Raw genomic sequence first — 24,602 nt, forward strand, 5'->3', positions numbered from 1 at the left:
CGGCGACGAGAGGACGAGCGGCGCATGCGAAGGCTGTTGGTACTGGGCGGATCCGCCTTCGTGGGCAGGGCGGTGGTGGAGGCCGCCCTGTCCCGGGGCTGGGCGGTCACCACCTACAACTGGGATCCCCCGACCGCGTACCCGGCCGGGGCCGGCGCGCCGGAGCGGATCACCGGGGACCGCACCGACCCCGCCGACCTCGCCCGCCTGCTCGGCCGGCACTGGGACCAGGTGGTGGACACCTGGCAGGGCCCGTCCTCGGCGGTGCGCGCCAGCGCCCGGCTGCTCGCCGACGCGGCGGAGAGCTACTGCTACATATCCAGCCTGACGGTCTACCGGCACCCCGCGCCACCCCCGCTGACCGAGTCCCGGCCGCTGCTCACCGCCGCGCCGGACGAGCGGGCCGGCTACCCGGAGCGCAAGGCCGCCGCCGAGCGCGAGGTCACGGCCGTCTTCGGCGAGCGGGCACTGCTGGCCAGGCCCGGACTGGTGGTCGGCCCCCGGGAGTACGTCGGACGGCTCCCCTGGTGGCTGCTGCGGATGAGCGAGCACACCGACGTCCTCGCGCCCGGGCCCGCCGGGCGCCGGCTGCAGTACGTGGACGCCCGCGACCTCGCCGACTGGGTGCTCGACGCCGGAGCGGCCGGGCTCGGCGGCGGGTACAACGTCGTCTGTCCCCCCGGCCACGCCACCACGGGCCGGCTGCTGGAGGCCTGCCGGGCCGCGACCGGCGGGTCCGCCACCCTGCGCTGGATCGCCGAGGACCGGCTGCTCGCCGACGGTGTCCAGCCGTGGAGCGAACTCCCGCTCTGGATCCCGCAGCGCCCGGGCGAGGCGGACGTCTACGACGTGGACGTCACCCGCGTCCTCGCCTCCGGCGCGCGGTTCCGCCCGCTGGAGGAGACCGTCGCCGACACCTGGGCCTGGCTGTCGCGCTCCCCGCGGCACCGGGCGAGCCTTCAGGCGCGGCCCTGGCTGACCCGCGAGCGCGAGGAACTGCTGCTCCGCGCGGCGGAGTCCGCCTGATCCGCCGGGCCCGGCGGGTCCGCGGGCGGGAGCGTCTCGGGGGCCCGCAGCCACAACGGGACGCTCAGCAGCGCCCAGAGGCCCGTCACCGCGAAGGCCACCGCGAAGGAGAAGCCGCTCGCCAACGCGCCGGCGGCCAGCGGCCCGACCACACTGCCGAGGTCCGCCGCCATCTGGAAACCGGCCAGCACCGGCCCGCCCCGGCCCCGGGCCCCGAGCACGTCCGCGACCGCCGCGTTGAGGGGCGGGGTGAGCATCCCGCTGCCGAGCCCGGCCGTGAAGGAGACCGCGGCGAACACCGAGAACTGTTCGGTCAGCCCCATCACCCCGGTGCTGACGCCCGCCAGCAGCAGGCCGAGCACCACCGGCGGCTTGCGGCCCCTGCGGTCCGACCACTCCCCCGCGCCGAACAGCACCACCGCGTTGCCGGCGGCGAAGGCCGCCAGCGAGGTGCCCGCCCAACTGCCGCCCCGGCCCAGACCGTCGACCACGAAGAGCGGCACCAGTGAGATGCGCACGCCAGCGACCATCCAGCCGTTGGCGAAGTTCGCTGCGAGGGCCGCCCGGTAGGCCGGATGGCGGAGCGTCTCGACGAAGCCCGCGACCTGCTCGGCAGGAGCGCCGACGCCCGGCGCGGGCGCCTGCGGCCGGCGTACCACGGCCAGCATCAGCACCGCGGCGAGCAGCAGCGCGGCGCCGTAGACCAGGAACGGCGTCCGCAGGTCGACGGCGATCAGCCCACCCCCCAGCAGCGGCCCGCTGATCCCGCCCAGCACGAAGAAGGTGCTGTACACCCCCGAGGCCCGGCCGCGCAGCCGGGGCGGCGCCGTGCGGGCCAGCAGCACGCCGCCGGCCACCGTGAACAGGGCCGATCCGAGGCCGGACACCGCACGCAGCAGCACCAGTTGCCAGTACTGCGCCGCGAAGGCGCAGGCGCCGGTGGAGACGGTGATGACCAGCAGCCCGAGCACGTAGCTGTCGCGCTCGCCGAGCCGGTTCACCACCCGCCCCGCGGGCGCGGCGCCCAGCAGCCGCATGACGGCGAAGACGCTGACCACCGCCGACGCCGCGACGTAGCTGATGCCGAATCCACGCGCGTACAAGGGAATTGCCGGCGCGACAAAGCCATATCCGATCGACACCAGAAACCCGGCCGCCACCAGCGCGCGCACTTCCCGCGGAAGTCCCTCTGCCATGTTCTCCCTCACCCGGTGCACCAAATGCGGGCATGGACAGGGGGAATGAGCCGCTGCTACGGTCGGGACCTGTCCGGCACGCCCGCCGAATGTCGCGAATTCCCGTCCGCCGGGCGACAACGCCGAATCAGCGGTGGGATCAACAGCCGCGACAGTACGATGAATTCAGTCGCGCCAGATCGAGATACCGCCGCGCGACCAGCAGGTTGCGGATCATGGCTGGATGCTATGCCGCTGTCCGATCGTCGTCAATAGACTCAAAGTCGAGACCAGGAGTGGGAGTTGAATCCCGAGGCGACTTTTCCCGCCCAGTACGCCCGAACCGGGCAGTTCACTCTGGGGGTGCCCCGCGACTTCCGGATCGCGCCCGACGGCGGGCGGGTCGCCTTCCTGCGCACCCGGACCGGGTCGGACACCGGGACCTGCCTGTGGGTGCGCGAGGCGGCGGACGGAACGGAGCGCCTGATCGCCGATCCGGGCCGGCTGCTGGACGGCGGAGCGGACCGGCCGCCCCAGGCCGAGCGCACGCACCGCGAGCGGACCAGGGAGTCCGCCACCGGCATCACCTCCTTCGCGGTCGACGCCGCGGTGCGCACGGCGGTGTTCGCCCTCTCGGGGCGGCTCTTCCACGCCGACCTCGGATCGGGACGCGTCCGGGAGGTCCCGGCGGCCCCCGGCGTGGTCGGCCCCCACCCGGACCCGACCGGCACCCGGATCGCCTACGTGGCCGACGGCGCCCTGCGCGTGACCTCGCCGCACGGACCGGACACCGCCCTCGCCGAGCCCGAGGATCCCGACGTCACCTGGGGGTCGGCGGAGTTCGTCGCCGCCGAGGAGATGGGACGCACCCGCGGGTTCTGGTGGGCGCCCGACGGGCGGAGCCTGCTGGTCGCCCGGGTCGACACCGGCGAGGTGACGAAGTGGCACCTCGCCGACCCCGCCGCACCCCACCGCACGCCCCGCCGGATCCCCTACCCCGCGGCCGGCACCGCGAACGCGCACGTGACGCTCTGGCACGTCACCCTGGACGGCGCCCGCCGGCGCGTCCGGTGGGACGAGGCCGCGCTGCCCTACCTCAGCGCGGTCCACTGGTCGCCGCACGGACCGGCCCTGCTCCAGGTCCAGTCACGCGACCAGCGCACCCTGCGGGTCCTCGCGGTGGCGGCGGACGGCAGCACCGAGGTGCGGGCCGAGGACACCGACCCCCACTGGGTGGCGGTCGTCCCCGGCACGCCGGCCTGGACGGCCGACGGCCGGCTGGTCCGCGTCGCGGCGCGCGGCGGCGCGTACCGGCTGCTGGTCGACGACCGGCCGGTGACCCCGGACGACCTCCAGGTCCGCGCCGTCCTCGACGTCGCCGGCGACGTGCTGTTCAGCGCGAGCGGGGACGACCCGACGCAGATCCACGTCCACCGCTGGGGGCCCGGCGGCCGGACCAGCCGGCTGACCACCACCCCCGGGGTCCACCACGCCGCCCGGTCCGGCCCGGTGCTGGTCACCGTCTCGCAGTCGCCGGACCGCCCCGGCTCGACCGTCGAGGTGCACACCGCCGGCCGGCTCACCGGCACCCTGACCAGCGCGGCGGAGACGCCGGTGCTCGCGCCCCGCCCGCGGTTGCTCACCGCCGGCGGCCGGCGGCTCAGGTGCGCGGTGCTGCTGCCCACCGGGCACCGGCCGGAGGCCGGGCGCCTGCCCGTCCTCCTGGACCCGTACGGCGGCCCGGCGGCCCAGCGCGTGCTGGCGGCCCACGACAAGTACCTGTTCTCCCAGTGGTTCGCCGAACAGGGGTTCGCCGTGCTGGTCGCCGACGGCCGGGGCACTCCCGGACGGGGGCCGGCCTGGGACAGGTCGATCCACTGCGACGAGGCCAGGATGAACGTGGAGGACCAGGTGGACGCCCTCCGGGCGACCGCCGACCGGTTCCCCGGCCTGCTGGACCTGGACCGGGTGGCGATCCGCGGCTGGTCGCACGGCGGCTACCTCGCCCTGCTCGCCGTCCTACGCCGGCCCGACGTCTTCCACGCCGCGGTGGCCGGAGCACCGGTGACGGACCGTCTGCTGTACAACACCTTCTACACCGAGCGCTACCTCGGACACCCGGCCGGCCGGGAGGACGTGTACGCCGCCAACTCCCCGCTCACCGAAGCCGCTTCCCTGCAACGCCCGTTGATGCTGATCCACGGACTGGCCGACGACAACGTGGTGGCGGCGCACACGCTCCGCCTCTCCGGCGCCCTGCTGGCCGCCGGGCGCCCGCACACCGTGCTCCCGCTCTCGGCCGCGACCCACCGCACCCCGCACGCCATGATCGAGGGCGTGATGAGGGCCCAGAGCCACTTCCTCAAGCAGGCACTCGCCCCCCTCCCGAAGGAGACACCCGCCCGTGGCCACCACTGACACCCCCGGCGCCGAGGCCGCCGCCTTCTACCGGCAGCACGGCTGGTACGCGACCGGCACCGTGCTGCCCGACGAGCTCCTCGACCGCGCGAACGACGTGCTGAGCGGCCTCGACGCGGACCACCGCGACCTCGAACCCCCGGCCAGCATGAAGGAGTTCCTCGCCTGGCCGGCCGGGGAGCCCCGACCGACCCGGCTCAACCAGTACATAGCCCTGCAGTACCGGGCCATGGCGGACCTCGCCGCCCACCCGGCCCTCGCGCGGACCGCCGCGCTGCTCACCGGCAGCAGCCGGCTCCGGATCTTCAACACGGCACTCATCCGGAAGCGCCCGGGCGCGGCGCGGCAGTACGCCCGGGTCGGATGGCACTGCGACCGGGCGTACTGGTCGACGTGCTCCTCGGACCGGATGACCACGGCGTGGGTGCCCCTGCAGGACACCACCGTCTCGATGGGCACGCTGACCGTGCTGGACGGCAGTCACACCTGGCCCGACACCGCGGAGATCAGCGCCCTGCGCACCGCGAGGACCTTCGTCACCGAGGACCACGACGCGCTCTGGAGCCGGCTCGACTCCCTCCGGTCCGAGGCCGTGACGGTGGACGTCCGGCGGATCGAACTCCGGCGCGGGCAGGTGAGCTTCCACCACCCCCTCACCGTGCACGGCAGCGGCGCCAACCACGGCGCGATCGCCCGCAACGCGATCAGCGTCCACTACCAGGACGCCGCCAACCGCTACCTGCCCGCGACCGAGGCCGACGGCACCCCGGCGTCGTACGTGCACGACGAGTTCGTCCGACGCCTGCCGAACGGCGAGCCGGACTACGCGGACCCCGAGATCTGCCCGCCGGTCTGGCCCCCGGCCGGATGACAGCGGGACCGGCCCGGGCGCGTCCTGGGGACGGCCCGGCGCCGGCAGCGGCACCCGGGCCACCTGGCGGGCACCTACGACGCCGCCCCGGGGGGAGACGGGCAAAAGGCGCTTGTGGGTGGGCTCGGCGCGGCCCTATCCTCGGGTGATCTCTGCGTGCAACCGGCACCGCAGCCCGTCCGGTCGGAGCCCGCGGTGAAGTCCGAATCCCTCGGCGGTGCGCCGCGTCCGCGCGTCCTGCCCTACAGCGGCCTGGTCGCCGATCCGCGCCCGCTGGCCCTGGCCGCACAGATCCTGATCGCCGCTCAGACCGCGGCCCAGCTCGCCCTGGCGATGGCGGGCGGCTCCCGGTCCGAGGTCTTCGCCCGGACCGGCGCCATCTCCGGGCTCCTGCTCCTCTCGACCGTCATCGTGTTCCTGTGCTGGTTCCGGCGGTGCCGGCGCAACGCCGAGATCCTCGCGCCCGGAACGCACAAGTACTCGGGCGGTCTCGCCGTCGGCGGGTGGTTCATCCCGGTGGCGATGTGGTGGATCCCGCGCCGCGTCACGATGGACATCTGGCGGGCGACCGGCCCCGTGGCAGGGACCTGGGTGATCGACGCCTGGTGGACGGCATGGCTCGCCAAGACCGTCGGCGCAGCGATCGTCCTGCGGATGCAGTCGAACCTCGACGGCTACTCCCTCTACAACCAGGTGGTCGGTGTGGTCGCCGCGGCGCTGGCGATCCTGGTGATCCGCCGGATCACCGCCGGTCAGGACGCCAAGGTCCGCGCGCACCTCGCGACCGTGCCGTTCGCGCCGGCCCCCGGCGTCTGACCGCCCGACGCAGGGATCCGAACACGAGGCGGGGTTCGGCCGCACCCGAAACCCCCTTGCCAGGCCATCTAGCCTGATCACATGGTGGATACGGGCAGGGAAGCGCGGGCCGGGCTGGAATCCGTCGTCCTGGAGGGTGAGCACGCCCGTCTCGAACCACTCCGGCCGCACCACCACGACGGTCTGTGCGCGGCGGTCCGCGACGGCCGGCTCTGGGACCTCCAGGTGACCCTGGTCCCGCATCCACGTGAGATCGGCCGCTTCATCGACCAGGCGCTGGACGCCTACGAGGCCGGCACCCAGCTGGCCTTCGCGATCGTCGACGTCCCCTCCGGGCGGATCGTCGGATCCACCCGCTTCATGGCCGTGAACCTGCCCTACCGGCGGGTCGAGATCGGGTTCACCTTCCTGGGCAGGTCCTGGCAGCGCACCGCGATCAACACCGAAGCCAAGCTCCTGATGCTCACCCACGCCTTCGAGGAACACGCCATGAACCGCGTGGAGTTCCTCACCGACGTCCGAAACGCCACCTCCAGGGCCGCGATCGCCCGCCTGGGGGCCACTCAGGAAGGCGTACTGCGCAGCCACATGGTGATGCGCGACGGCTGGATCCGGGACTCCGTCCTCTTCAGCATCACCGCCCCCGAATGGCCCGGCGTCAAGGACGGGCTCGGCGCCCGGCTGGCCGTCTCCCGCCGGCAGGCCTGATCGCAGCGGCGGCGGCACCGCACGGTTCCGATCGGGGACGTGCGCCGGGGGCCCGGGGCCGACGGGTGTCGCGTCAATCCCCGTGGTGACGGGACATCACTTCGAGTGAACACCACCCCTCAATGGAACGTATACGGAAGGAAGTCCGTGAACATGAGCAGCACGGGCACGAGTTCCGGCCACGGACCTTGAGAGGAACCAAACCATGAGCGATCCCCAGGACGATGTGATCACCCCGGTCACCGCGAACCAGCTGAGCCAGGTCAAGGGCTCCGGCATCTGGACGTCGGGGCCCTCCGTCGCCCCCGCGGCCGCCGGCGTGGGCGAGGCCCTGGTCGCCGCGTTGCAGGGCAGCGCGGCGGACGAGGTGCTCCCCCCGGAGCTGCGGCAGCTGGTCGCCGACGTCCAGCGGGTCGCCACGATCGGCTTCCCGCGGATCACCGCGCACGACGGGATCCGGCTCTCCGCGCACACCATCAAGCTGAACGGTGACGAGCCGCGCCCGCTGGTCGTCGTCCCCGCCGGGTGGACCCCGTTCGGGTGGGTGCTGTTCGAGTACGCCTACCTGCAGCTGGCCAAGCGCGGCTACCACGTCCTGGCGTACACGCCGCGCGGAATCGGCACGACCGTGCGGATTCCCGGCGGCTCGTTCGTCGACGCCCCGTGGACCTCCGGCGGTACGGTCGACGTGGGCGGGCCGCTGGACTGGGCGGACGGCTCCACGGTGATCGACTACGCGCAGCAGCACTTCAACCCGAGCCGGATCGCCTTCCTCGGCGAGTCCTACGGCTCGGGGATCAGCCAACTGGTCGCGGCGAACGACCCGGCCGACCGGGTCTCCGCGGTGGTGGCGCTGAGCACCTGGGGGGACCTGGCCGAGGCGCTGCTGGGCAACGACACCCGGCACCTGGCCGCCGTCGACGCGCTGGTCGCCTTCACCGGCGGCCCCGAGGAGCGGAAGTTCGACGCCGCCACCCGGCAGATCCTGAAGGACTTCCACGACGGCGTGAACCTGGACGTGGTACGCGCCTGGGCACTGGAACGCTCGCCGCGCTCCTACAGCGACCAGACCAACGCCCGCGACATCCCGACGTTCTACTCCAACACCTGGCACGAGACGCTCTTCCCGGTCAACCAGGTCGTGGAGACCTTCGACGCGCTCACCGTCCCCAAGCACCTGAACGTGTGGATCGGCGACCACGCCGCGCCCGAGGGCTCGGGACTGACCGTCCCGTTCTCCGGCCCCAACCTCCCCGTCGAGGAGGCCTTCGCCTGGCTGGACCACCACGTCCTGGGCGCGCAGAACGAGGTGCCGAACTGGCCGCAGGTCAACAGCCAGGTCATGTTCACCCCCACCGTGCGCGAGGGCAGGGCGAGCTGGGACGAGGTGACCACCTCCACCGAGACGCTGTTCCTGGGCGCCACGCCGGCCGGCGGGCAGGACGGTCCGCTCGGCAGCGACCCGGCCCCCGGATGGCAGGTCTCCTTCACCACCGGGAACCTCACCGAGGCCACCGCGGTGGACGCCCTGCTGACCACCGGTCAGGAGGAGTGGAAGGGCAACCCGAAGAGCTACGCCACCGGAAAGTTCGACCGCCGCCACCTCGCCACCTGGATCTCCCCGGCCGGTGCCCGGCGCGTCCGGGGCGTCCCCCACCTGCGCGTGACGGTGACCGGCATCGAGGCCTCCAGCACCCTGGTGGCCTACCTGTTCGACCTCGCCCCGGACGGCACCGCCCGCATCATCACCCATGAGCCGTTCACCCTCGCCGCCGGCGAGCCGGGCAAGGCCACCACCGTGACCTGGCCCCTCCAGGCAGCCGCCTACGACGTCGCCGCGGACCACCGGGTCATGCTCGTGATCAACAGCAAGGACCAGCTCTACTCCGACGCCAACCCCACCTACAGCACCCTCCGGCTCAGCTCCCCCGCCGGCGCCGAGGCGCGCCTGGAGCTCCCCCTGGGCTGACCTCACCCGGGCGGTCGCACCATGCCCGCCCGTACCCGCGCCCTGAAGCCGCTCCCCCGCCCCGGGGCAGCGGCTCCGGGGCGTCGTGCGTGACGCCGCAGGCGACCGGCCGGCTCAGTGACGGGCGATCCTGACGAAGCGTTCCGCCGTGTGCAGGTCGGCCTCGATGCGTCGGGCGGTGTCCCGCAGGCGCGGCAGGACCTGGTCGAGGCACGCCTCGACGGTGCGGCTGCTGCTGTGCATCGCGACGTTGCACGCGGCCACGGTGGTCCCGTCGCGATCGCGCACGGGCACGGCGAGGGAGCGCAGGCCGGCCTCCAGTTCCCCGTCGACCAGGGCGTGGCCGCTCTCGGCGGCCCGCTCCAGCGCCGCCCGCAGGTCCTCGCGACGCGTGAGGGTGTCCGGTGTCAGGGCCCGGACGGCCGCGGCGTCGAGCCCGGCGGCGCGTTCGGCGGGCGGGAGGCCGGCCAGCAGGACCCGTCCGAGGGAGGTGGCGTAGGCGGGCAGGCGGGTGCCCACGGCGATGTCGACGCTCATGATGCGGCGGGTGGCGGCGCGGGCGGTGTACCGGACCAGGCCGTCGTCGAGGACGGCCAGCGACACCGACTCGCCGACCTCGGCGGACAGGGCCTCCAGGTGGGGCTCGGCCAGGCGGGAGAGGGTCGTGCCGGCCAGCAGGGGGTAGCCCAGGTCCAGGACCCGGGGAGTCAGCCGGTGCTCGCGGCCCTCGGTGCGGACGTAGCCCAGGTGGTCCAGCGTGATCAGCGCGCGCCGGGCGGTGGCCCGGGGAAGCCCGGTCAGGTGGGCGACCTCGCTGAGGGTCAGCGGGGCGCCGCCGTCGAAGGCGGTGACGACCATCAGCCCGCGGGCCAGGGACTCGATGAACGCGGGCCCCAGGTCCTGCTTGGACGCGCCCGTCCACGAGGCCAGTTCCTCGGCGGCCGGCGCCGGCGGGCCGTCCTGCGCCGCCACGAGTCGGCCGGCCATCTCCTCGGCGGCGGCGCGCAGCCGGGGCAGCAGGCGCTCGCGCAGCTCCTCGGCGCTGTGGCGGCTGGTGTGGCTGACCACGCTCAGCGCGCACGGTACGTACCCCGGAGGCACCGGCACCAGCACGGCCAGGGCGACCAGGCCGGGCTCGATCAGCTGGTCGTCCAGGGCCCAGCCGTCGGCCTGCGCGGCCGCGGTCCGGGCCCGGAAGGCGTCCTCGCCGGGGCCCGGGCGGGGCGGCAGGAACGCGAAGGCGGCGCCGTCGGGGTCGCCGGCCTGCCGCGTGCGCCAGGCCTGCCACTGTTCGCCGGCCCAGGCGGCGGCGAACAGCGGGCCGGGGGCGGTGCGCTCGGCGGGCAGCCGGTCGCCGATGCGGAAGCTGAGCGACACGGCGCGCCGCCGGGTGGCCTGGTGGATGAAGCGGATGGCGTCGCCGTCGGGGACGGCCAGCGAGACCGACTCGTCGAGCTCCTCGGCCAGGCGGTCGGCCGGCTCGCGCAGCAGCGCGGGAAGGCGCAGGGCGGACAGGTAGGCGTTGCCGAGTTCCATCAGGCGCGGCGCGAGGGTGACCTGGCGGCCGTCGAGGCGTACGTACCCCGTCACCGCGAGCGTGGCGGCGGCGCGGTCGACGGTGGAGCGGGCGAGGGCGGTCGTGTGCTGGAGGTCGCTGAGGCTCAGCGTTCCGCCTGCCTCGCTCAGCGCCCGCAGCACGGCGATCCCGCGCATCAGCGGCGCGACCGCCTCCTCGGGCGCGGCGGCCTGGGCGGACGTGAGCGGTGGCATGGGCATCTCCCGGATGTCTGGAGCGAGGTGACCACACCGTGGCAGGGCCATTGACAGGCCCGCAAGCCGGTGGGCACACTCACCGGACCAGCATTGCGAACTTTAGTTCACCAGGCGAACACACTGGGAGTGCTCCATGGACAAAGTGGTCGCTTCGGCGGCGCTCGCCGTGGCCGACGTGCCCGAAGGCGCGTCGATCGCGGTGGGGGGCTTCGGCCTCAGCGGCGTGCCGAACGTACTGATCGAGGCGCTCCACGAGCGGGGCGTGGCCGGTCTGGACGTGGTCTCCAACAACTGCGGCGCGCTGGACTCGGGGCTGGCGCTCCTGCTGGCCGCGGGCCGCATCGCCCGGGTCACCGGCTCGTACATCGGCGCGAACAAGGAGTTCGCCCGCCGGTACCTCGGCGGGGACCTGGAGGTCGAGCTCATCCCCCAGGGCACGCTCGCCGAGCGGCTGCGGGCGGGCGGAGCGGGGATCCCCGCGTTCTACACCCCCGCCGGGGTGGGCACCCAGGTCGCCGACGGCGGACTGCCGTGGCGCTACGACGGCGCGGGCGGCGTGGCGGTGGCCTCGCCCGCCAAGGAGGTGCGCGAGTTCGACGGCACCGCCTACGTGCTGGAGCGCGGCATCCGCACCGACTTCGCGCTGGTGCGCGCGGCCAGGGGCGACCGGCACGGCAACCTCGTCTTCCGCAGGTCCGCGCGCAACTTCAACCCGCTGGCCGCCACGGCCGGGCGGATCACCGTGGCCGAGGTCGAGGAACTCGTCGAACCAGGCGCCATCGACCCGGATCACGTGCACCTGCCCGGCGTCTTCGTCCAGCGCGTCGTCGCCCTGACCCCCGAGCAGGTGGCCGACAAGAAGATCGAGAACCGCACCGTCACCGAGGGGCGGGTGACCCGCTGATGGCCTGGACCCGGCACGAGATGGCCGCGCGCGCCGCCGCCGAACTGCGTGACGGCGAGTACGTCAACCTCGGCATCGGCCTGCCCACCCTGATCCCCGGCCACCTTCCCCCCGGGATCGACGTGGTGCTGGAGTCCGAGAACGGCATCCTGGGAACCGGCTCCTACCCGCGGCCCGACGACGTCGACCCGGACCTGATCAACGCCGGCAAGGAGACCGTCACCGTCCTGCCCGGCGCCTCCTTCTTCGACTCCGCCCTGTCCTTCGGCATGATCCGCGGCGGCCACATCGACACCGCCGTCCTCGGCGCCATGCAGGTCTCCGCCCACGGCGACCTGGCCAACTGGGCCGTCCCCGGCAAGCTGGTCACCGGTATCGGCGGCGCCATGGACCTGGTCCACGGCGCCCGGCGCGTCGTCGTCACCATGACCCACACCGCCAAGGACGGCAGCCCCAAGATCGTCCGGGAGTGCACGCTGCCCCTGACCGGGCGGCGCTGCGTGCACCGGATCATCACCGACCTGGCCGTCCTCGACGTCACCGACACCGGCCTCCTGCTCGTCGAGACCGCCCCCGGTGTCAGCACCGCCGACGTCCTCAGCCGCACCGACGCCCCCGTCCGCACCACCGGCCTCGGCCAGGGCTCGGCCCTCGTCCTCGAAAGGTAGAACCGCCGTGACCACCCCGCCCGCCCTGCCCACGCAGGACCGGATCACCGCCGAGATCGGCCGGCAGCGCGCCGCCCGTCCGCGGACGCCCGCCGGCGGCGCCGGCCGCACCCACCCCGACCGCGGCTACCCGCCCTACCGCAGCAGCCTGCTGCGTCACCCCAAGCAGCCGCTCGTGACCGTCGACGACCCGGACACGGTCGAGCTGACCGGCCCCGCCTTCGGCGTCACCGACATCACCGAGTGGGACCACGACCTGACCCGCCGACACGCCGGCGAACCGCTCGGCGAACGCCTCACCGTCACCGGCCGCGTCCTGGACCGCACGGGCCGGCCCGTCACCGGACAGCTCGTCGAGATCTGGCAGGCCAACGCCTCCGGACGCTACGCCCACCAGCGCGACCAGCACGCGGCCCCGCTCGACCCCAACTTCACCGGCGTCGGCCGCTGCCTGACCGACGACCGGGGCACCTACCGGTTCGTCACCGTCAAGCCCGGCGCGTACCCCTGGCGCAACCACCACAACGCCTGGCGTCCCGCCCACATCCACTTCTCGCTCTTCGGCACCGCCTTCACCCAGCGCCTGGTCACCCAGATGTACTTCCCCGGCGATCCGCTCTTCCCCTACGACCCCATCCTGCAGTCCGTCACCGACGACGACGCCCGCCGGCGCCTGGTCGCCACCTACGACCACGACCTGTCCGAGCCCGAACGGTCGCTCGGCTACCGCTGGGACATCGTGCTCGACGGACCGTCCGCCACCTGGATCGAGGAAGGACGCCGATGAACCCGCCCGCCCCCGCCGCGCCGCTGCCGACCCCCTCGCAGACCGTCGGCCCCTTCTACGGCTACGCCCTGCCCTTCACCGGCGGCGCCGACATCGCGCCCCCCGGCCACCCCGACACCCTCACCCTGCACGGCCGCGTCCTCGACGGGGAGGGCCGCGGCATCCCCGACGCGTTCGTCGAGCTGTGGCAGCCCGCTCCCGACGGCTCACGCACCGGCGCCCCCGGATCGCTGCGCCGCGACCCGGTCACCGGGGCGGTCATCGGCCGTGACAGCGTCACCTTCACCGGCTTCGGACGCGTCGCCACCGACGCCGACGGCCACTTCACCCTGCGCACCCTGGCGCCCGGCGGAGTGCCGTACCTGTCCCTGGCCGTCTTCGCCCGCGGACTCCTGCACCACCTCTACACCCGCGCCTATCTGCACGACGCGGACGGCCTGGACCGCGACCCCCTCCTCACCCGCCTCGCCCCCGCCCGCCGCACCACCCTCGTCACCGTGCCGGACGGCCCGCGCACCCACCGCTTCGACATCCGCCTGCAGGGCGCGGACCCGCACGAGGAGACGGTCTTCCTTGACTTCGGCTGAACTCCCCGCCCCCACCCCCGACGTCGACGCCGGCCTGCTCACCCCTGTCCAGGCCGGAACGGCCGTGGAGGCCCTCACCGGTGACACGGCGTTCGTACGCGCCATGCTGGACGCCGAGGTGGCACTCGTCCGCGCCCAGGCCGAGCTCGGCCTCGCTCCCGGCGGCGCGGCCGACGCCATCGCCCGCGCCGCCGCCGAGCACGGCCGCTTCGACCCGCGCGACCTGGCACTGCGCGCCCGCGCCGGCGCCAACCCGGTGATCCCGCTCGTCGCCGACCTCACCGCGGCCGTCGCCGAGACCAGCGCCGAGGCGGCCGCCCACGTCCACCGGGGCGCCACCAGCCAGGACATCCTCGACACCGCCGTGATGCTGGTGTCCGCCCGGGCCGTCGACCAGCTGCTGGCCGACCTCGCCCGCCTCGCCCCGCACCTGCGCCGGCTGGCCGAGGCCCACCGGGACACCCCGATGCCCGGCCGCACCCTGACACAGCACGCGGTGCCCACCACCTTCGGGCTCAAGGCCGCGGGCTGGCACGCACTCGTCCTCGACAGTCACGAGCGCCTGACGACCGCCCGCACCCGGCTCCCGGCGCAGCTCGGCGGGGCGGCCGGGACCCTGGCGGCCTTCACCGCCTACGCCCCGGCCCCGGCCGGGAGTGCGTCCGCCCCCGACCTCGGGCTTCGCCTGGTCGCCGCGTTCGCCCGCCGGACGGGGCTCGCCGAACCCACGCTGCCCTGGCACGTCCTGCGCACCCCGGTGGCCGACCTGGCCGGCGCCCTCGCGCTCGCCTCCGGGGCGCTCGGCAAGCTCGCCGCCGACGTCCTCGTGCTGTCCCGCACCGAGATCGGCGAGGTCTCCGAGGGTGTCGGCGGCGGGTCCTCGGCGATGCCGCACAAGGCCAACCCCGCCCGCGCGACCCTGATCGCGGGGGCAGCCCGCCGCGTACCGGCCCTGGCCGCCGTGCTGTACGCGTCGCTGGTAGCCGAGGACGAACGCCCGGCCGGCGCCTGGCACGCCGAGTGGCCGACCCTGCGCGACGCCCTGCGCACCGTCGGCTCGATGGCGGCCACCGCCGTCGACCTGGCCGCCGACCTGCGCGTCCACCCGCAGCACATGCACACCAACCTGGCGGCCACCGGCGGGCAGATCGCCGCCGAACACCTCGCCGCCGCCCTCACCCCGCTGACCGGCCGCGCCGAAGCCCGCGCCGCCCTCACCCGCGCCGGCGAGCGGGCCCGGCGCGAAGCCGTCCACCTCGTCGAGGCCCTCGCCGACGACCCGGCCCTCGCCGGGCTCATCACCCGGAGTCGGCTCGCAGCGCTCGCGGATCCGGCCGGCTGTCCGGGCTCCACCGGAGCGCTGGTCGACCGCGCGCTGGAGCGCCCCGACCCCTCGCCCTCCCGCCGAACGCCCGCCCAAGGAGCAGCATGACCTCGCATCGGCCCCCGGGCCTGCACCACCGCAGCGACGGCCCGCCCTCCGGGCCGCCGCTCGTCCTCGGCCCGTCCCTCGGCACCTCCCTGGCCGTCTGGGACCAGCAGACCACCGCCCTCGCCCGCACCCACCGGGTGATCCGCTTCGACCTGCCCGGCCACGGCGGCACAGCCGCCGACCTCCTCCCCTCGGGCGCCGGCGTCGCCGACCTGGCACGCGAAGTCCTGCACCTGGCCGACGCGCTCGGCATCGACCGGTTCGCCTACGGGGGGATCTCGCTCGGCGGCGCCGTCGGCATCCACCTGGCCGCCCACCACCCCGATCGCGTCACCTCCCTCGCCCTGCTGTGCACGTCCGCCCACTTCGGCGCGCCGGAGGGCTGGCACGAGCGCGCGAGGAGCGTCCGCGCCGCCGGCACCGGCGCCGTCGCGGACACGGCGGCCGAGCGCTGGTTCACCCCCGCCTACGCCCAGGCGCCCGCCGCCACGGCACTCGTCCGCGGACTGCGCTCGGCGACCGACCCCGAGGCCTACGCCGGGCTCTGCGAGGCCATCGCCGGCTACGACGCGCGGGCCGACCTGCACCGGATCTGCGCCCCCACGCTCGTGCTGGCCGGACGGGACGACCCCGCCACGCCCGTCGCCCACGCCCGGGAGATCGCCGACGCGGTACCGGGCGCCGGCCTCGTCGAAGTCCCCCACGCCGCGCACCTGGCAGGCGTCGAGCAGCCGCGGGCCGTCACCTCCGCCCTGCTCGCGCACCTCACCACCACCACGTCCGCCACGGCCAGGGCCGGCGATGACGGCGCCCGACACGCCGCCGGCCTGGCCGTGCGCCGCACCGTCCTCGGCGACGCCCACGTCGAACGCGCCCTCGCCGACACCACCGCACTGACCGCCGACTTCCAGGACTTCCTCACCCGCTACGCCTGGGGCGAGATCTGGACCCGCCCCGGCCTCGACCACCGCACCCGCCGAATGATCACCCTCACCGCGCTCACCGCGCTGGGCCACCACGGCGAGCTGGAGCTGCACCTGCGCGCCGCCCTGGCCGGCGGCGACCTCACCCCCGACGACATCCGGGAGGTCCTGCTGCAGTGCGCCGTGTACTGCGGTGTCCCCGCCGCCAACGCGGCCTTCGCCCTCGCCGACCGCGTCACCACCGAGCTCGCCGGCCCCTCACCCCAGGAGTGACCATGCACACCAGCGTCGCCATCGTCGGAGGCGGCCCCGCGGGGCTGCTGCTCTCCCGCCTCCTCCACCGGGCCGGCATCGACAGCGTCCTGCTGGAACGCCGCGACCGTGCCTACGTCGAGCAGCGCCAACGCGCCGGCATCCTGGAACAGTCCACCGTCGACGTCCTGCGGCAGGCCCGCGCCGCCGAACGCCTCGACGTCGAGGGCCTCGTCCACGAGGGCATCGAACTGCGCTGGGACAACCGCGCCCACCGCGTCGACCTGCCCGCCCTCACCGACGGCCGCCGGGTGTGGGTGTACGCCCAGACCGAGGTCGTCAAGGACCTCATCGCCCTGCAGAGCGCCGCCGGAGCAGCCCTCACCTTCGAGGCCGAGGTCCGCCGGATCGAAGGGGCCGACACCGACCGGCCCACCGTCCACTACACCCACGAAGGCCGGGAGAAGACCCTGACCTGCGACTACGTCGTCGGCTGCGACGGCTACCACGGCGTCGCCCGCACCACCCTCCCGCAGGACGTCCGCCGCACCTACGAGCGTGTCCACCCCTACTCCTGGCTCGGCATCACGGCCGACGTCCCGCCCTCGAGCGACGAACTGATCTACGCCCACTCGCCCCGCGGATTCGCCCTCCACAGCATGCGGTCGCCCGCGGTGAGCAGGCTCTACCTCCAGGTGCCCAACGGCACCGATCCCCGCGACTGGCCGGACGAGCGGATCTGGGACGAACTGGACGCCCGCTTCGCGCTCGACGGCTGGGCCCTCACCCGCGGCCCCATCACCTCCAAGAGCGTTCTGCCCATGCGCAGTTCCGTCACCGAGCCGATGCGCCACGGCCGGCTGTTCCTGGCCGGCGACGCCGCGCACATCGTGCCTCCCACCGGTGCCAAGGGCCTCAACCTGGCGGCCTCCGACATCGCCGTCCTCGCCCGCGCGATCGTCCAGCAGGCGCGCACCGGCAGCGGCGACCTGCTCGACGCCTACTCCGACACCTGCCTGCGACGCGTCTGGCGGGCCGAGCACTTCTCCTCCTTCATGACCACCACCCTCCACACCGATCCGGACCAGAGCGACTTCGACACCCGTCTGCAGATCTCCCAGCTCGACCGGATCGCCTCCTCGCCGCACGCCGCGGCCGAACTCGCCTCCAACTACGCCGGGTTGCCGGTCGTCTGAGCGTCAGGGGCCGGGGCGGCGAACGGCGAGCGCTGCAGAACACGCGGGCATCCGGCTGGGGGCTGCAAGGGCTGTACCCGGCTCCTTCGGGGCGGTCCTGCCCTCGACGACAGCATGCATGCGTGCGTGCCCGGCCTCGACCCGCCTGTGCACGGGTCGGGGTGCGGCGCCCGGGAGGGACCGGATCCGCTACCACGCCCGGCACCTGACGGCGCCCACGGCCACGGCCCGGGCGGGAGGCCCCGGACGGGAGGCCCCGGGCGGTGAGGGCGCGCAGGGGCACCCCTCTCCACCCATCATCGGCCCACACCCAAGGCGCGGGCCGCAGCGGCTCAGGTCACGTCGAACGGCTCGTCACTCCACCTGAACCAGGCACGGTCATCACTGATGTGCAGGAGGAACTCCGCCACCTGGCCTGACGGAGCCACCAGTGAGAGGGTGCTCGCGATCCGCTGATAGGAGTCGTCGAACCGCTCGTACTCCTCCGCGTCCAGCAGGGCAAGCGACTCGTCGAACCACGACTTCACCTCTCCGAAGGCCGGCCCTGGAACGAACTTCCCGTTCAGCCAGGGAAAGTCGGCTCCGTCGATCGCGATCTCGCCGATCAGCTCCTCCCGCCGCTTCAGCCGCCAGACTTCGCCCTCGAAACCCATCTCGTCAGCACTCCGATCCGTCGCCTGGTGTCGTGCCACCAGCCTTTCAGGCAGCACGGACAACGCCGCAGCGAACAGATCCTCGACGTGTTGCCGGCCTCTCGCATCCAGGTCGGTTGAGGAGGATGCGGATACGGAGGAGCCTGAACGACGCCGGCGCAGCAGGATCTGAGTGGAGTATCCCGGTGGGCCGGACCGGGCCCGGCCCCCGCTGTGGATCACCTGCGGCCGCCATGGTCGAGCAGCGCGGCGGTGGACCAGCTGTCGGGGTCCGGCAGGAAATCTTGCGGCCCAGGCCCGTGGATTCGTGGCACCCGCGGGGGAGAGCGCCGAAGAATCTGCGGAATCATCCAGTGAACGATGACGTAGCCGACGGCGGTGGTCGGCTGGGGTGACGGCGACGACGACGGTGCCCCTCCCGCCGCTGGGCCTGCCTGCCGGATCCCGGCGCTGCGCGAAGAACGACGGAGGCCCGACGACGGGGGCCTCCTGATGCGGTCGGGCAGCGGAGGCGCGGCCGCGGCCGAACGGGTACCCCTGTGGGCGGAGGGCGCGTTGGTCCTGTGGGTTGACGCCGGGCGGAAACCAGCGCCGTATCGTCGGTCGCATGAGCCGTGGACTGCATCTGACCGCCTACCTGCTGGCCTTCGACACGCGGGTCCAGTCACTGCAGGACCGCACCCGCGCCGGCTACCTGGTGCGCGCCGCCGCCCTGACCGAACTCGCCCACCGCGGGGCCGCCACCGAGGACGCGACCGGCCGCGTCCGGGTCGTCCTGGCAGATCCGACCGGGGACCGCGTCCTGGATGCGCTGCTCACCGAGCTGGGCGGCCGGCCCCGCACCTGGAAGTCGTGGATCAAGCGCAGCCGCGACGACACCCTGGAGGCCGTCGAGGAGCAGCTCACCGTGCTCGGCGTCACCACCACGGCCGACCGTGACCCGCACGGCCCGGTCCTGGCGCACCGTTCGGTGGCGGTCAACGATCCGCGCGAGGCCCTGGACGTGCAGGTGCGGGTGGCCGAGCTCGTCCGCGGCACCGCACCCGTCGCGCAGGCACCGTTCGCCGACGCGGTCCTGGCGGCGCTCGCCGCTCACGGGCACCTGCGCCTCGTGCTCTCACGTCAGGACCGCAAGGCCCATGCCGAGCGGATCACCGCACTCACCGACCGGCTCGCCGACCAGGCGCCGGGCCTGGCCCGAGCGGTGACCGGGCTGAACCTGACCATGGTCGCCGGCCAGGGCGGGATGGGCGGCGGCTAGGCCGCCGCACCCGCCGACGGCGACTTCGATCCCCCACCACCGACCACGCCCCCACCGACCGAGCCCCGGCCGGACGATCGGCGGCAGACGAGCGGTGCGGCGCAGCACGGGCCACCGACGCCCGGGCGCGCTGCCACGGGGGCGCCGGACGGGTCCATTGTCCTGAGAGCAGGCGGGCCCCCGGCGGCGGGCGGGGACCACACAGCACCGTCGCATCGGCCGCCGGCTTCCCCTCCTCGGCTTCCCCTCCTCGGCCGCCTCGGCGACTCAGCCCTGGCCGGTCGTGCGCATCGCGAGCGCGATGTGGCTGTATCCGGGGAGGGACGATCCGACTGCCTTCTCGTAGCGGACCGCGTCTGCCAGCCCGAGTTTCGCTCCGGCGGAGACAGTCCGGTTCATCGTCCACAAGAGCGTCCTCAGCTCCTCGTTCTCGATGCCGAGGAGCGGGGCCACGGGCTCGAGCGGTACGCCGGTACGAGCCCGCCACTCAGCCACCGCGCTCCAGAAGCCGGCCAGGCTGTCCCAGCAGATCGCGCTTCGGGGTCCGAGCAGCAGGTAGATCTCGCCGGAGGATCGCACGGTGTCGAGGCCGTGGGTGGCCAGGTTCTGGAGGTTCCACAGGAAGGTGACGGCGACGTCGTACTCGTCCTCGTCCTGGAGCAGGTCCTCGATGACCGCCAGAACCTCGGCGGTCGCGTCATGGTCGTGCCCGGCCACCCGGAAGGCGATCTGTCGACAGACGTCCAGGTCGTCGGCCTCCACCACCGATCCCGCCGTGACACCCGCCGCGTCGAGGAGCCGGCGAGACCCCCGGACAGGCCGGCGGCGCCATGGAACTCGCATCCCTCTTCCTCCCTGCTCCGGTGGCGATCACGCCAGCATCGGCCGCCCAGCATGGCATGCCGTTCCTCCTGAACCGCTCATCGGGCCTGTCCGGAGGAGTGTGCAGGTGGGTGGGCCTCGGCAACCTCGGGCATCGGCTTGCGAGGGCAGGGCGGATCCCGGCCGAGAACCCGAGTGGTGCGCTGATCACGAAGACGTGCCAGGTGGCGAAGACGCCGGACGCACGGGTTCACGGCGACGACGGCGAGTACGACGAGGACCCGTGATCGGTGCTCAGTCCGTGGTGCTCGGAGCGCCGGGGCGGTGGTCCTGTCGAGCGATGGTCACCGTCCACTGCAGGAACTGCGCGACGGGTATCGCGGCCGAGGCGGCGAACTCGGGACGGACGGACCCGGCGGGGAGGAACGCCACGCGACAGCGTCGGCACAGCCAGCTCTCCCGCCACGTCCGGTGGAGCTGCTGCCACTGCTCGTACGTCCGAGGCCACTCGTCCGCCGTGTCACTCCGACGGCTTCGGTGGTCGAAGTGGACCGTGAGTCCGATCCCCAGCAGGATCGCGGCGACGATGAGCGAGCCGTAGCGGTAACCGGCCTGGTACGCGACGTCAGAGCTGCCGCCACCGTCGCCGAAGAACAGCGCGTGCAGTCCCAGCAGGCCGAAGAGACCGCCGAGGACGAAGGCGACGATCGCGCCCCCGGTCGTGCCCCCGGGCTCGGACGGCATCGACAGCAGCTGCCGTGTCGCCGGATCGAGAGGTCGGTCGGAGTCCAGCAGGGCTTTCCGCACGGCGACGGTTTCGTCCGCAGCGGCGCACGCCGGGCAGGTGACGCTCATTGAGAGGAGGCTCCGGAGGTGATCCACAGTGTGCACGAAAGGTGAGCACGTAGTACAGCACAGGGAACTGACGGCTCGCATCGATTTTAAGCGCCGCCCCTGCGGCGCCGACCGAAGGGATCACCGGTGCCCCGGTCCGGGCGGGGGACGGCTGTGGAGCCGGCGGCAGACACGGTCCTGCCGGACGCCCCCGACCGGACCGCCGTGCGACAGCTGTCGTGGACGGCGATCGTCCGGTGGCGACGATCGTCGAGTCGATCTCCGTGCGGTAGCGGCAGCGAGGGTGCGGTTGCACCACACCCCGGGCAGGGCCTCCTGGGCGCGCCCGAAAGTACGGCCACTGTGCCGTCATGCGTAGAGTGGCGCGCGAGGCCCACCGGAAGGGCCGCCGAGGGGAACCGGGGGCTTTGATGGCGATGCCACAACCAAGCGGTACCTCGGCGAGGACGCCGATCAACACCCGCGCCACCCGGCAGCGGTAGCCGCCGAGCGGGCCGGCGGCGCCCTTGCCGCCCACCTGTCGGTTCCCTTCCACTTCGCCAGCCCGGGCACCCCGGATGACGAGGCCCCCCGCTGGCAGCCCTGAGCGGCGGTGGGGCCGCTACCGCGGAACGTCCGCGCGAAGTCCCTCCTCCAGGCCGGCTCGCCGAACCCGCAAGATGCCCGCCCGGCCGAACACTCGGCCCCACCGAAGGCAGCGGGCCCCCGCCACTCGACCTCGGCCTGCCGCCTGCATGACCCGCCCCTCCAGGAACGACGGCAACGCAGTATCGAACGGAAGTCGCGTTCGTGTGACCCAGTGAGACACACGGGCAGGCCGTTGTCCTGGTCGAGGTCCTGGGCGTCGCGTAGCCACGGAACGGGGCCGAGGAGCCTGGTGAGGTCGTCGGTGCCCGTTCAGGCTGAGGAGTGCGAGGCCGCTCCGGAGCGGGTAGTCGTCCGACGCTACGGATCGGAGCGCATCGGATCAGGCGCCGGGCAGTGGTGTGAAGGCTCTTGAGCACGAATCCGTCCCCGGGACGGATCGTTCGGGTCGGAGATGGCATCCTGGCCTGCATGGCCGAACCGATCGACTCCTCGCTCGCCGATGCCGAACTGACCGCCTTCATCAAGGCTGTTCGACAGGATCCCGGACCGCCCGCCCGTTCCGTGGGCGCAGCGGAGTTGCGGCGTGCGCAGCGGCTGCGCGTTGCGGCTCGCCCGGCGGGCCCGGAGGTCGCCCACGTCGAGGATCTGACGGTCGGCGAAGGTGCCGTCGGGGCCCGCCTCTACCGGCCTTCGACGGTGAACGGGCCGCTGGTGGTGTTCCTTCACGGAGGGATGTGGACGATCGGCGATCTGGAGTCGCACGATCGGGCCTGCCGCCGCTTGGCGCTGGGTACCGAAGCGGCCGTGCTGAGCGTCGACTTCCGCCGGGCTCCGGAGCACCCGTGGCCGGCTGCGGTCGACGACTGTGTGGATGCCATCCGGTGGGCGGCGGCCGGCGGGGGCTCCACCGGCGGGATCGCGGGCCCGACCGTCGTCATGGGTGACAGTTCCGGCGGCAACCTCGCCGCGCTCGCCTGCCTGCGCCTGCGCGACCAGGGCGGACCGCTGCCGGCCGCCCAGATCCTCCTGTACCCCAACACCGATCTGACGCTCTCCTCGCCCAGTACGCGGTCGAAGGCCACCGGCTGGGGCCTGACGACCGACGACGTCGCCTGGGGGGCCGGGCAGTGGGTCCCGGACCCGGCGCGACGCGCCGACCCCGCGGTCAGCCCGCTGTACGCCGCCGACCTCGGCGGGCTGCCGCCCACCGTGGTCGTCACCGCGGAGCACGATCCGCTTCGGGACGAGGGCGACGCCTACGCCGCTCGGCTGGCCGCCGCGAACGTCGCGGTCAGACACCGCTGCGAGGCCGGGATGGTTCACGGCTTCCTCACCCTCGACACCCTTTCACCGGCCGCCGCGGCAGCGGGTGAAAGGGTGTTCGCAGACATCACCGACATTCTCGGGCAACTGCACTGACGCTGCATCAGGCACTAGCGATTCGCGCGGCACGCCCGGGCCAGGCCCCGTGTGGGATTCGAATCCGGGCCCGGAGCCGGGTCCACCGAACTGCCGGTAGGCCCGGGTATCACCATCCGGAGGTTGGTGATACCCGGGCCTACCGGGCAGCCAGTTCGTCAGACCTGACGATCCGTCACCGTGAAGCCGAGGGATGATTCGATCCTCGACGCGAGCTCGGTCCTTGCGCTGTCGCACGCTCGGCCACCGGTCCGGAAGGCCGCCACTCGGTCCGACGGGTCTCCGTCCCCACGTCCGTGGTACCAGTCGTCGCAGACCCGCTCCAGGGCCAGCAAGGCATCCCGTGCCGCGTCGGCCGCAACCTGCACGTCGCGGTCGGTCGTGAAGACCCTGGCGGCGGTGGAGGCCACCTCGAACTCTGCCAGCGCTCGACCTTCCGCCGGTAGAGGGCGACCTTGTCGCCGTCGTCTGCGTCGGTTTCGAGACGGTGAAAGAACTCCCAGGTGATCGACTGCCAGAACGACCCGCACCGAAGCAGGTTCAGGTAGATGTCCCGCTTGCTGTCGAGCCGCCACTGCAGGCGAGCTGCCTCCAGTTGATCCTGTGTCTGCTGCCTCTGAGACTTCGCGGTCACCGATCCGGCCCAAATGGCCCCCGCTGCCCCAGCACTGCGCCCAGGAGACCCACCGCCGCTGTCAGGACTTCAGTCACTTCTGCATTATCGGGGTCAGGCTGCTGAACACGCCTGCGGTGAGCAGTGGTTCGCGTTCCCCGGGTAGGTCTCCACGCACTGCCGGAGAGGCCCGACACCTGGCAGCCGCGGCCCCGACGATGGTCGTAGCAAACCCTCCCGGTCGCCCCCTGACTTCCGGGACGCGCGACCAACCACGGGAAACTCCTTGGAACCAGCGCGGTGCGACGGGGCAGGATGACAGCCGTGATCAACTACCCGTGCGTATGCTGCGGCCATCTCACCATGGGCGAATCACCCGGCTCGTATGAGATCTGTTCGGTGTGCTTCTGGGAGGACGACCCCGTGCAGCTGCGCTGGCCCGACTGGGCCGGAGGAGCCAATCGGCCTTCGTTGATCGGGGCCCAGGCGAACTTCATCCGGTTCGGAGCGTCCGAGGAACGGTTCGCGGCCGAGGTTCGGCCACCTCGAAAGGACGAGCCGCTGGATCCGAACTGGCGCCCCGTCGACCTCGGACGCGACTTCTTCGAGCGCCGGGGCCAGCGGGATGCTCCGTGGCCCGAGGACTGCACGGTTCTGTACTGGTGGCGCTATCGCGATACCGGATTCTGGCGTCGCTGCGGTTGAGACGGCTCACCCGGCCGGTTCGTCGAGTCGGGCAGGACCCCGTCGGAGATCTGCTCGCGGGTGACCTGTCCCTGCTCGCCGCTTCGTCACGTTGTCGTTCGAGTGACGGCCGCGCCGACATCACCCGACCCGCCGAGCAGGTGGGCCGGGCTCGGAACCGTCGGAGCCGAAGCCCGAAGCC

Annotated in this window: 22 protein-coding genes; 17 read left to right on the plus strand and 5 right to left on the minus strand. The window is 73.4% G+C overall.

The genetic code is table 11. The features are described 5' to 3' along the window. The first annotated feature begins 24 nt into the window (after nt 1-24). Complete coding sequence (locus tag ACFTWP_RS17070) at nt 25-1,026, plus strand: NAD-dependent epimerase/dehydratase family protein (RefSeq protein ID WP_380265349.1); 1,002 nt, start codon at nt 25-27, stop codon at nt 1,024-1,026. Here the strand turns inward: ACFTWP_RS17070 and ACFTWP_RS17075 are convergent. Next, nucleotides 960-2,222, minus strand: coding sequence for an MFS transporter (locus ACFTWP_RS17075; protein WP_380265350.1), 1,263 nt, complete (start codon nt 2,220-2,222; stop codon nt 960-962). The two genes, ACFTWP_RS17070 and ACFTWP_RS17075, sit on opposite strands and share 67 nt — an antisense overlap. A 342-nt stretch (nt 2,223-2,564) precedes the next feature. Between ACFTWP_RS17075 and ACFTWP_RS17080 the strand changes: the two genes are divergently transcribed. From ACFTWP_RS17080 to ACFTWP_RS17100, 5 genes are all read left to right on the plus strand, one after another. Then, nucleotides 2,565-4,619 (plus strand): prolyl oligopeptidase family serine peptidase, encoded by a 2,055-nt coding sequence (locus ACFTWP_RS17080; protein ID WP_380265351.1) that lies wholly within the window; start codon nt 2,565-2,567, stop codon nt 4,617-4,619. Continuing rightward, the gene (locus ACFTWP_RS17085; RefSeq protein WP_380265352.1) at nt 4,606-5,490 is read left to right on the plus strand and encodes a phytanoyl-CoA dioxygenase family protein; all 885 of its coding nucleotides are present in this window, start codon (nt 4,606-4,608) and stop codon (nt 5,488-5,490) included. The genes ACFTWP_RS17080 and ACFTWP_RS17085 overlap by 14 nt, the downstream gene beginning before the upstream one ends. A gap of 195 nt (nt 5,491-5,685) precedes the next feature. Beyond that, nucleotides 5,686-6,306, plus strand: a complete 621-nt coding sequence (locus tag ACFTWP_RS17090; protein WP_380265353.1) for a DUF4328 domain-containing protein — start codon at nt 5,686-5,688, stop codon at nt 6,304-6,306. A gap of 81 nt (nt 6,307-6,387) precedes the next feature. Then, nucleotides 6,388-7,014: a GNAT family N-acetyltransferase gene (locus ACFTWP_RS17095; RefSeq protein ID WP_380265354.1), complete on the plus strand. Its 627-nt coding sequence runs from the start codon at nt 6,388-6,390 to the stop codon at nt 7,012-7,014. A 205-nt stretch (nt 7,015-7,219) separates the two neighbouring features. Beyond that, complete coding sequence (locus ACFTWP_RS17100; RefSeq protein ID WP_380265355.1) at nt 7,220-8,983, plus strand: alpha/beta fold hydrolase; 1,764 nt, start codon at nt 7,220-7,222, stop codon at nt 8,981-8,983. Nucleotides 8,984-9,097: 114 nt separating this feature from the next. Here the strand turns inward: ACFTWP_RS17100 and ACFTWP_RS17105 are convergent, their stop codons facing one another. After that, nucleotides 9,098-10,753 (minus strand): IclR family transcriptional regulator C-terminal domain-containing protein, encoded by a 1,656-nt coding sequence (locus ACFTWP_RS17105; RefSeq protein WP_380265356.1) that lies wholly within the window; start codon nt 10,751-10,753, stop codon nt 9,098-9,100. A 136-nt stretch (nt 10,754-10,889) separates the two neighbouring features. Here ACFTWP_RS17105 and ACFTWP_RS17110 point away from each other — a divergent pair, with 136 nt between their 5' ends. The 7 genes from ACFTWP_RS17110 to ACFTWP_RS17140 are packed head-to-tail and all read left to right on the plus strand — an operon-like array spanning nt 10,890 to nt 17,505. Then, the gene (locus ACFTWP_RS17110) at nt 10,890-11,660 is read left to right on the plus strand and encodes a CoA transferase subunit A (RefSeq protein WP_380265357.1); all 771 of its coding nucleotides are present in this window, start codon (nt 10,890-10,892) and stop codon (nt 11,658-11,660) included. Then, on the plus strand, nt 11,660-12,328 hold the full coding sequence (locus ACFTWP_RS17115; protein WP_380265358.1) for a CoA transferase subunit B: 669 nt from the start codon (nt 11,660-11,662) through the stop codon (nt 12,326-12,328). The genes ACFTWP_RS17110 and ACFTWP_RS17115 overlap by 1 nt, the downstream gene beginning before the upstream one ends. A 7-nt stretch (nt 12,329-12,335) precedes the next feature. After that, nucleotides 12,336-13,115, plus strand: coding sequence for a protocatechuate 3,4-dioxygenase subunit beta (pcaH, locus tag ACFTWP_RS17120; protein WP_380265359.1), 780 nt, complete (start codon nt 12,336-12,338; stop codon nt 13,113-13,115). Beyond that, nucleotides 13,112-13,702: a protocatechuate 3,4-dioxygenase subunit alpha gene (pcaG, locus tag ACFTWP_RS17125; RefSeq protein WP_380265360.1), complete on the plus strand. Its 591-nt coding sequence runs from the start codon at nt 13,112-13,114 to the stop codon at nt 13,700-13,702. The genes pcaH and pcaG overlap by 4 nt, the downstream gene beginning before the upstream one ends. After that, entirely contained in the window at nt 13,689-15,134 is a 1,446-nt protein-coding gene (gene pcaB / locus ACFTWP_RS17130) for a 3-carboxy-cis,cis-muconate cycloisomerase (protein ID WP_380265361.1), read from the plus strand. Before pcaG ends, pcaB begins: the two co-directional genes overlap by 14 nt. Then, the gene (gene pcaD, locus ACFTWP_RS17135) at nt 15,131-16,330 is read left to right on the plus strand and encodes a 3-oxoadipate enol-lactonase (protein WP_380265362.1); all 1,200 of its coding nucleotides are present in this window, start codon (nt 15,131-15,133) and stop codon (nt 16,328-16,330) included. Before pcaB ends, pcaD begins: the two co-directional genes overlap by 4 nt. A 2-nt stretch (nt 16,331-16,332) precedes the next feature. Further along, nucleotides 16,333-17,505, plus strand: a complete 1,173-nt coding sequence (locus ACFTWP_RS17140) for a 4-hydroxybenzoate 3-monooxygenase (RefSeq protein WP_380265363.1) — start codon at nt 16,333-16,335, stop codon at nt 17,503-17,505. A gap of 332 nt (nt 17,506-17,837) precedes the next feature. Here ACFTWP_RS17140 and ACFTWP_RS17145 read toward each other — a convergent pair whose 3' ends face one another. Next, nucleotides 17,838-18,158, minus strand: coding sequence for a hypothetical protein (locus ACFTWP_RS17145; RefSeq protein ID WP_380265417.1), 321 nt, complete (start codon nt 18,156-18,158; stop codon nt 17,838-17,840). 607 nt (nt 18,159-18,765) lie between these two features. On the opposite strand from ACFTWP_RS17145, the gene ACFTWP_RS17150 reads away from it, so the two are divergent. After that, nucleotides 18,766-19,419 (plus strand): GPP34 family phosphoprotein, encoded by a 654-nt coding sequence (locus tag ACFTWP_RS17150; protein ID WP_380265364.1) that lies wholly within the window; start codon nt 18,766-18,768, stop codon nt 19,417-19,419. A gap of 267 nt (nt 19,420-19,686) precedes the next feature. On the opposite strand, the gene ACFTWP_RS17155 is transcribed toward ACFTWP_RS17150, so the two are convergent. Next, nucleotides 19,687-20,181 (minus strand): hypothetical protein, encoded by a 495-nt coding sequence (locus ACFTWP_RS17155; RefSeq protein ID WP_380265365.1) that lies wholly within the window; start codon nt 20,179-20,181, stop codon nt 19,687-19,689. A 68-nt stretch (nt 20,182-20,249) separates the two neighbouring features. Here ACFTWP_RS17155 and ACFTWP_RS17160 point away from each other — a divergent pair, with 68 nt between their 5' ends. Continuing rightward, complete coding sequence (locus ACFTWP_RS17160) at nt 20,250-20,528, plus strand: hypothetical protein (protein ID WP_380265366.1); 279 nt, start codon at nt 20,250-20,252, stop codon at nt 20,526-20,528. 7 nt (nt 20,529-20,535) lie between these two features. On the opposite strand, the gene ACFTWP_RS17165 is transcribed toward ACFTWP_RS17160, so the two are convergent. Next, nucleotides 20,536-21,096: a hypothetical protein gene (locus ACFTWP_RS17165; RefSeq protein ID WP_380265367.1), complete on the minus strand. Its 561-nt coding sequence runs from the start codon at nt 21,094-21,096 to the stop codon at nt 20,536-20,538. Nucleotides 21,097-22,152: 1,056 nt separating this feature from the next. Between ACFTWP_RS17165 and ACFTWP_RS17170 the strand changes: the two genes are divergently transcribed. Together ACFTWP_RS17170 and ACFTWP_RS17175 are read left to right on the plus strand one after the other, a co-directional pair. Beyond that, nucleotides 22,153-23,103, plus strand: a complete 951-nt coding sequence (locus ACFTWP_RS17170; RefSeq protein ID WP_380265368.1) for an alpha/beta hydrolase — start codon at nt 22,153-22,155, stop codon at nt 23,101-23,103. Between the two features lie 937 nt (nt 23,104-24,040). Then, nucleotides 24,041-24,421: a CPCC family cysteine-rich protein gene (locus ACFTWP_RS17175; RefSeq protein ID WP_380265369.1), complete on the plus strand. Its 381-nt coding sequence runs from the start codon at nt 24,041-24,043 to the stop codon at nt 24,419-24,421. The last annotated feature ends 181 nt before the right edge of the window (nt 24,422-24,602 follow it).

Origin of the sequence: Kitasatospora sp. NPDC057015, from assembly GCF_042673745.1 — a bacterium.
Lineage (GTDB): Bacteria > Actinomycetota > Actinomycetes > Streptomycetales > Streptomycetaceae > Kitasatospora.

Excerpts from the sequence above, each read along its gene's own strand:
- pcaG (WP_380265360.1), top strand. The coding sequence starts at position 13,112 with ATGAACCCGCCCGCCCCCGCCGCGCCGCTGCCGACCCCCTCGCAGACC.
- ACFTWP_RS17110 (WP_380265357.1), top strand. The coding sequence starts at position 10,890 with ATGGACAAAGTGGTCGCTTCGGCGGCGCTCGCCGTGGCCGACGTGCCC.
- ACFTWP_RS17095 (WP_380265354.1), top strand. The coding sequence starts at position 6,388 with ATGGTGGATACGGGCAGGGAAGCGCGGGCCGGGCTGGAATCCGTCGTC.
- pcaD (WP_380265362.1), top strand. The coding sequence starts at position 15,131 with ATGACCTCGCATCGGCCCCCGGGCCTGCACCACCGCAGCGACGGCCCG.
- ACFTWP_RS17170 (WP_380265368.1), top strand. The coding sequence starts at position 22,153 with ATGGCCGAACCGATCGACTCCTCGCTCGCCGATGCCGAACTGACCGCC.
- ACFTWP_RS17070 (WP_380265349.1), top strand. The coding sequence starts at position 25 with ATGCGAAGGCTGTTGGTACTGGGCGGATCCGCCTTCGTGGGCAGGGCG.
- ACFTWP_RS17165 (WP_380265367.1), bottom strand. The coding sequence starts at position 21,096 with ATGAGCGTCACCTGCCCGGCGTGCGCCGCTGCGGACGAAACCGTCGCC.
- ACFTWP_RS17115 (WP_380265358.1), top strand. The coding sequence starts at position 11,660 with ATGGCCTGGACCCGGCACGAGATGGCCGCGCGCGCCGCCGCCGAACTG.
- ACFTWP_RS17150 (WP_380265364.1), top strand. The coding sequence starts at position 18,766 with ATGAGCCGTGGACTGCATCTGACCGCCTACCTGCTGGCCTTCGACACG.
- ACFTWP_RS17075 (WP_380265350.1), bottom strand. The coding sequence starts at position 2,222 with ATGGCAGAGGGACTTCCGCGGGAAGTGCGCGCGCTGGTGGCGGCCGGG.
- ACFTWP_RS17105 (WP_380265356.1), bottom strand. The coding sequence starts at position 10,753 with ATGCCACCGCTCACGTCCGCCCAGGCCGCCGCGCCCGAGGAGGCGGTC.
- ACFTWP_RS17160 (WP_380265366.1), top strand. The coding sequence starts at position 20,250 with ATGGAACTCGCATCCCTCTTCCTCCCTGCTCCGGTGGCGATCACGCCA.
- ACFTWP_RS17145 (WP_380265417.1), bottom strand. The coding sequence starts at position 18,158 with ATGGGTTTCGAGGGCGAAGTCTGGCGGCTGAAGCGGCGGGAGGAGCTG.
- ACFTWP_RS17140 (WP_380265363.1), top strand. The coding sequence starts at position 16,333 with ATGCACACCAGCGTCGCCATCGTCGGAGGCGGCCCCGCGGGGCTGCTG.
- ACFTWP_RS17100 (WP_380265355.1), top strand. The coding sequence starts at position 7,220 with ATGAGCGATCCCCAGGACGATGTGATCACCCCGGTCACCGCGAACCAG.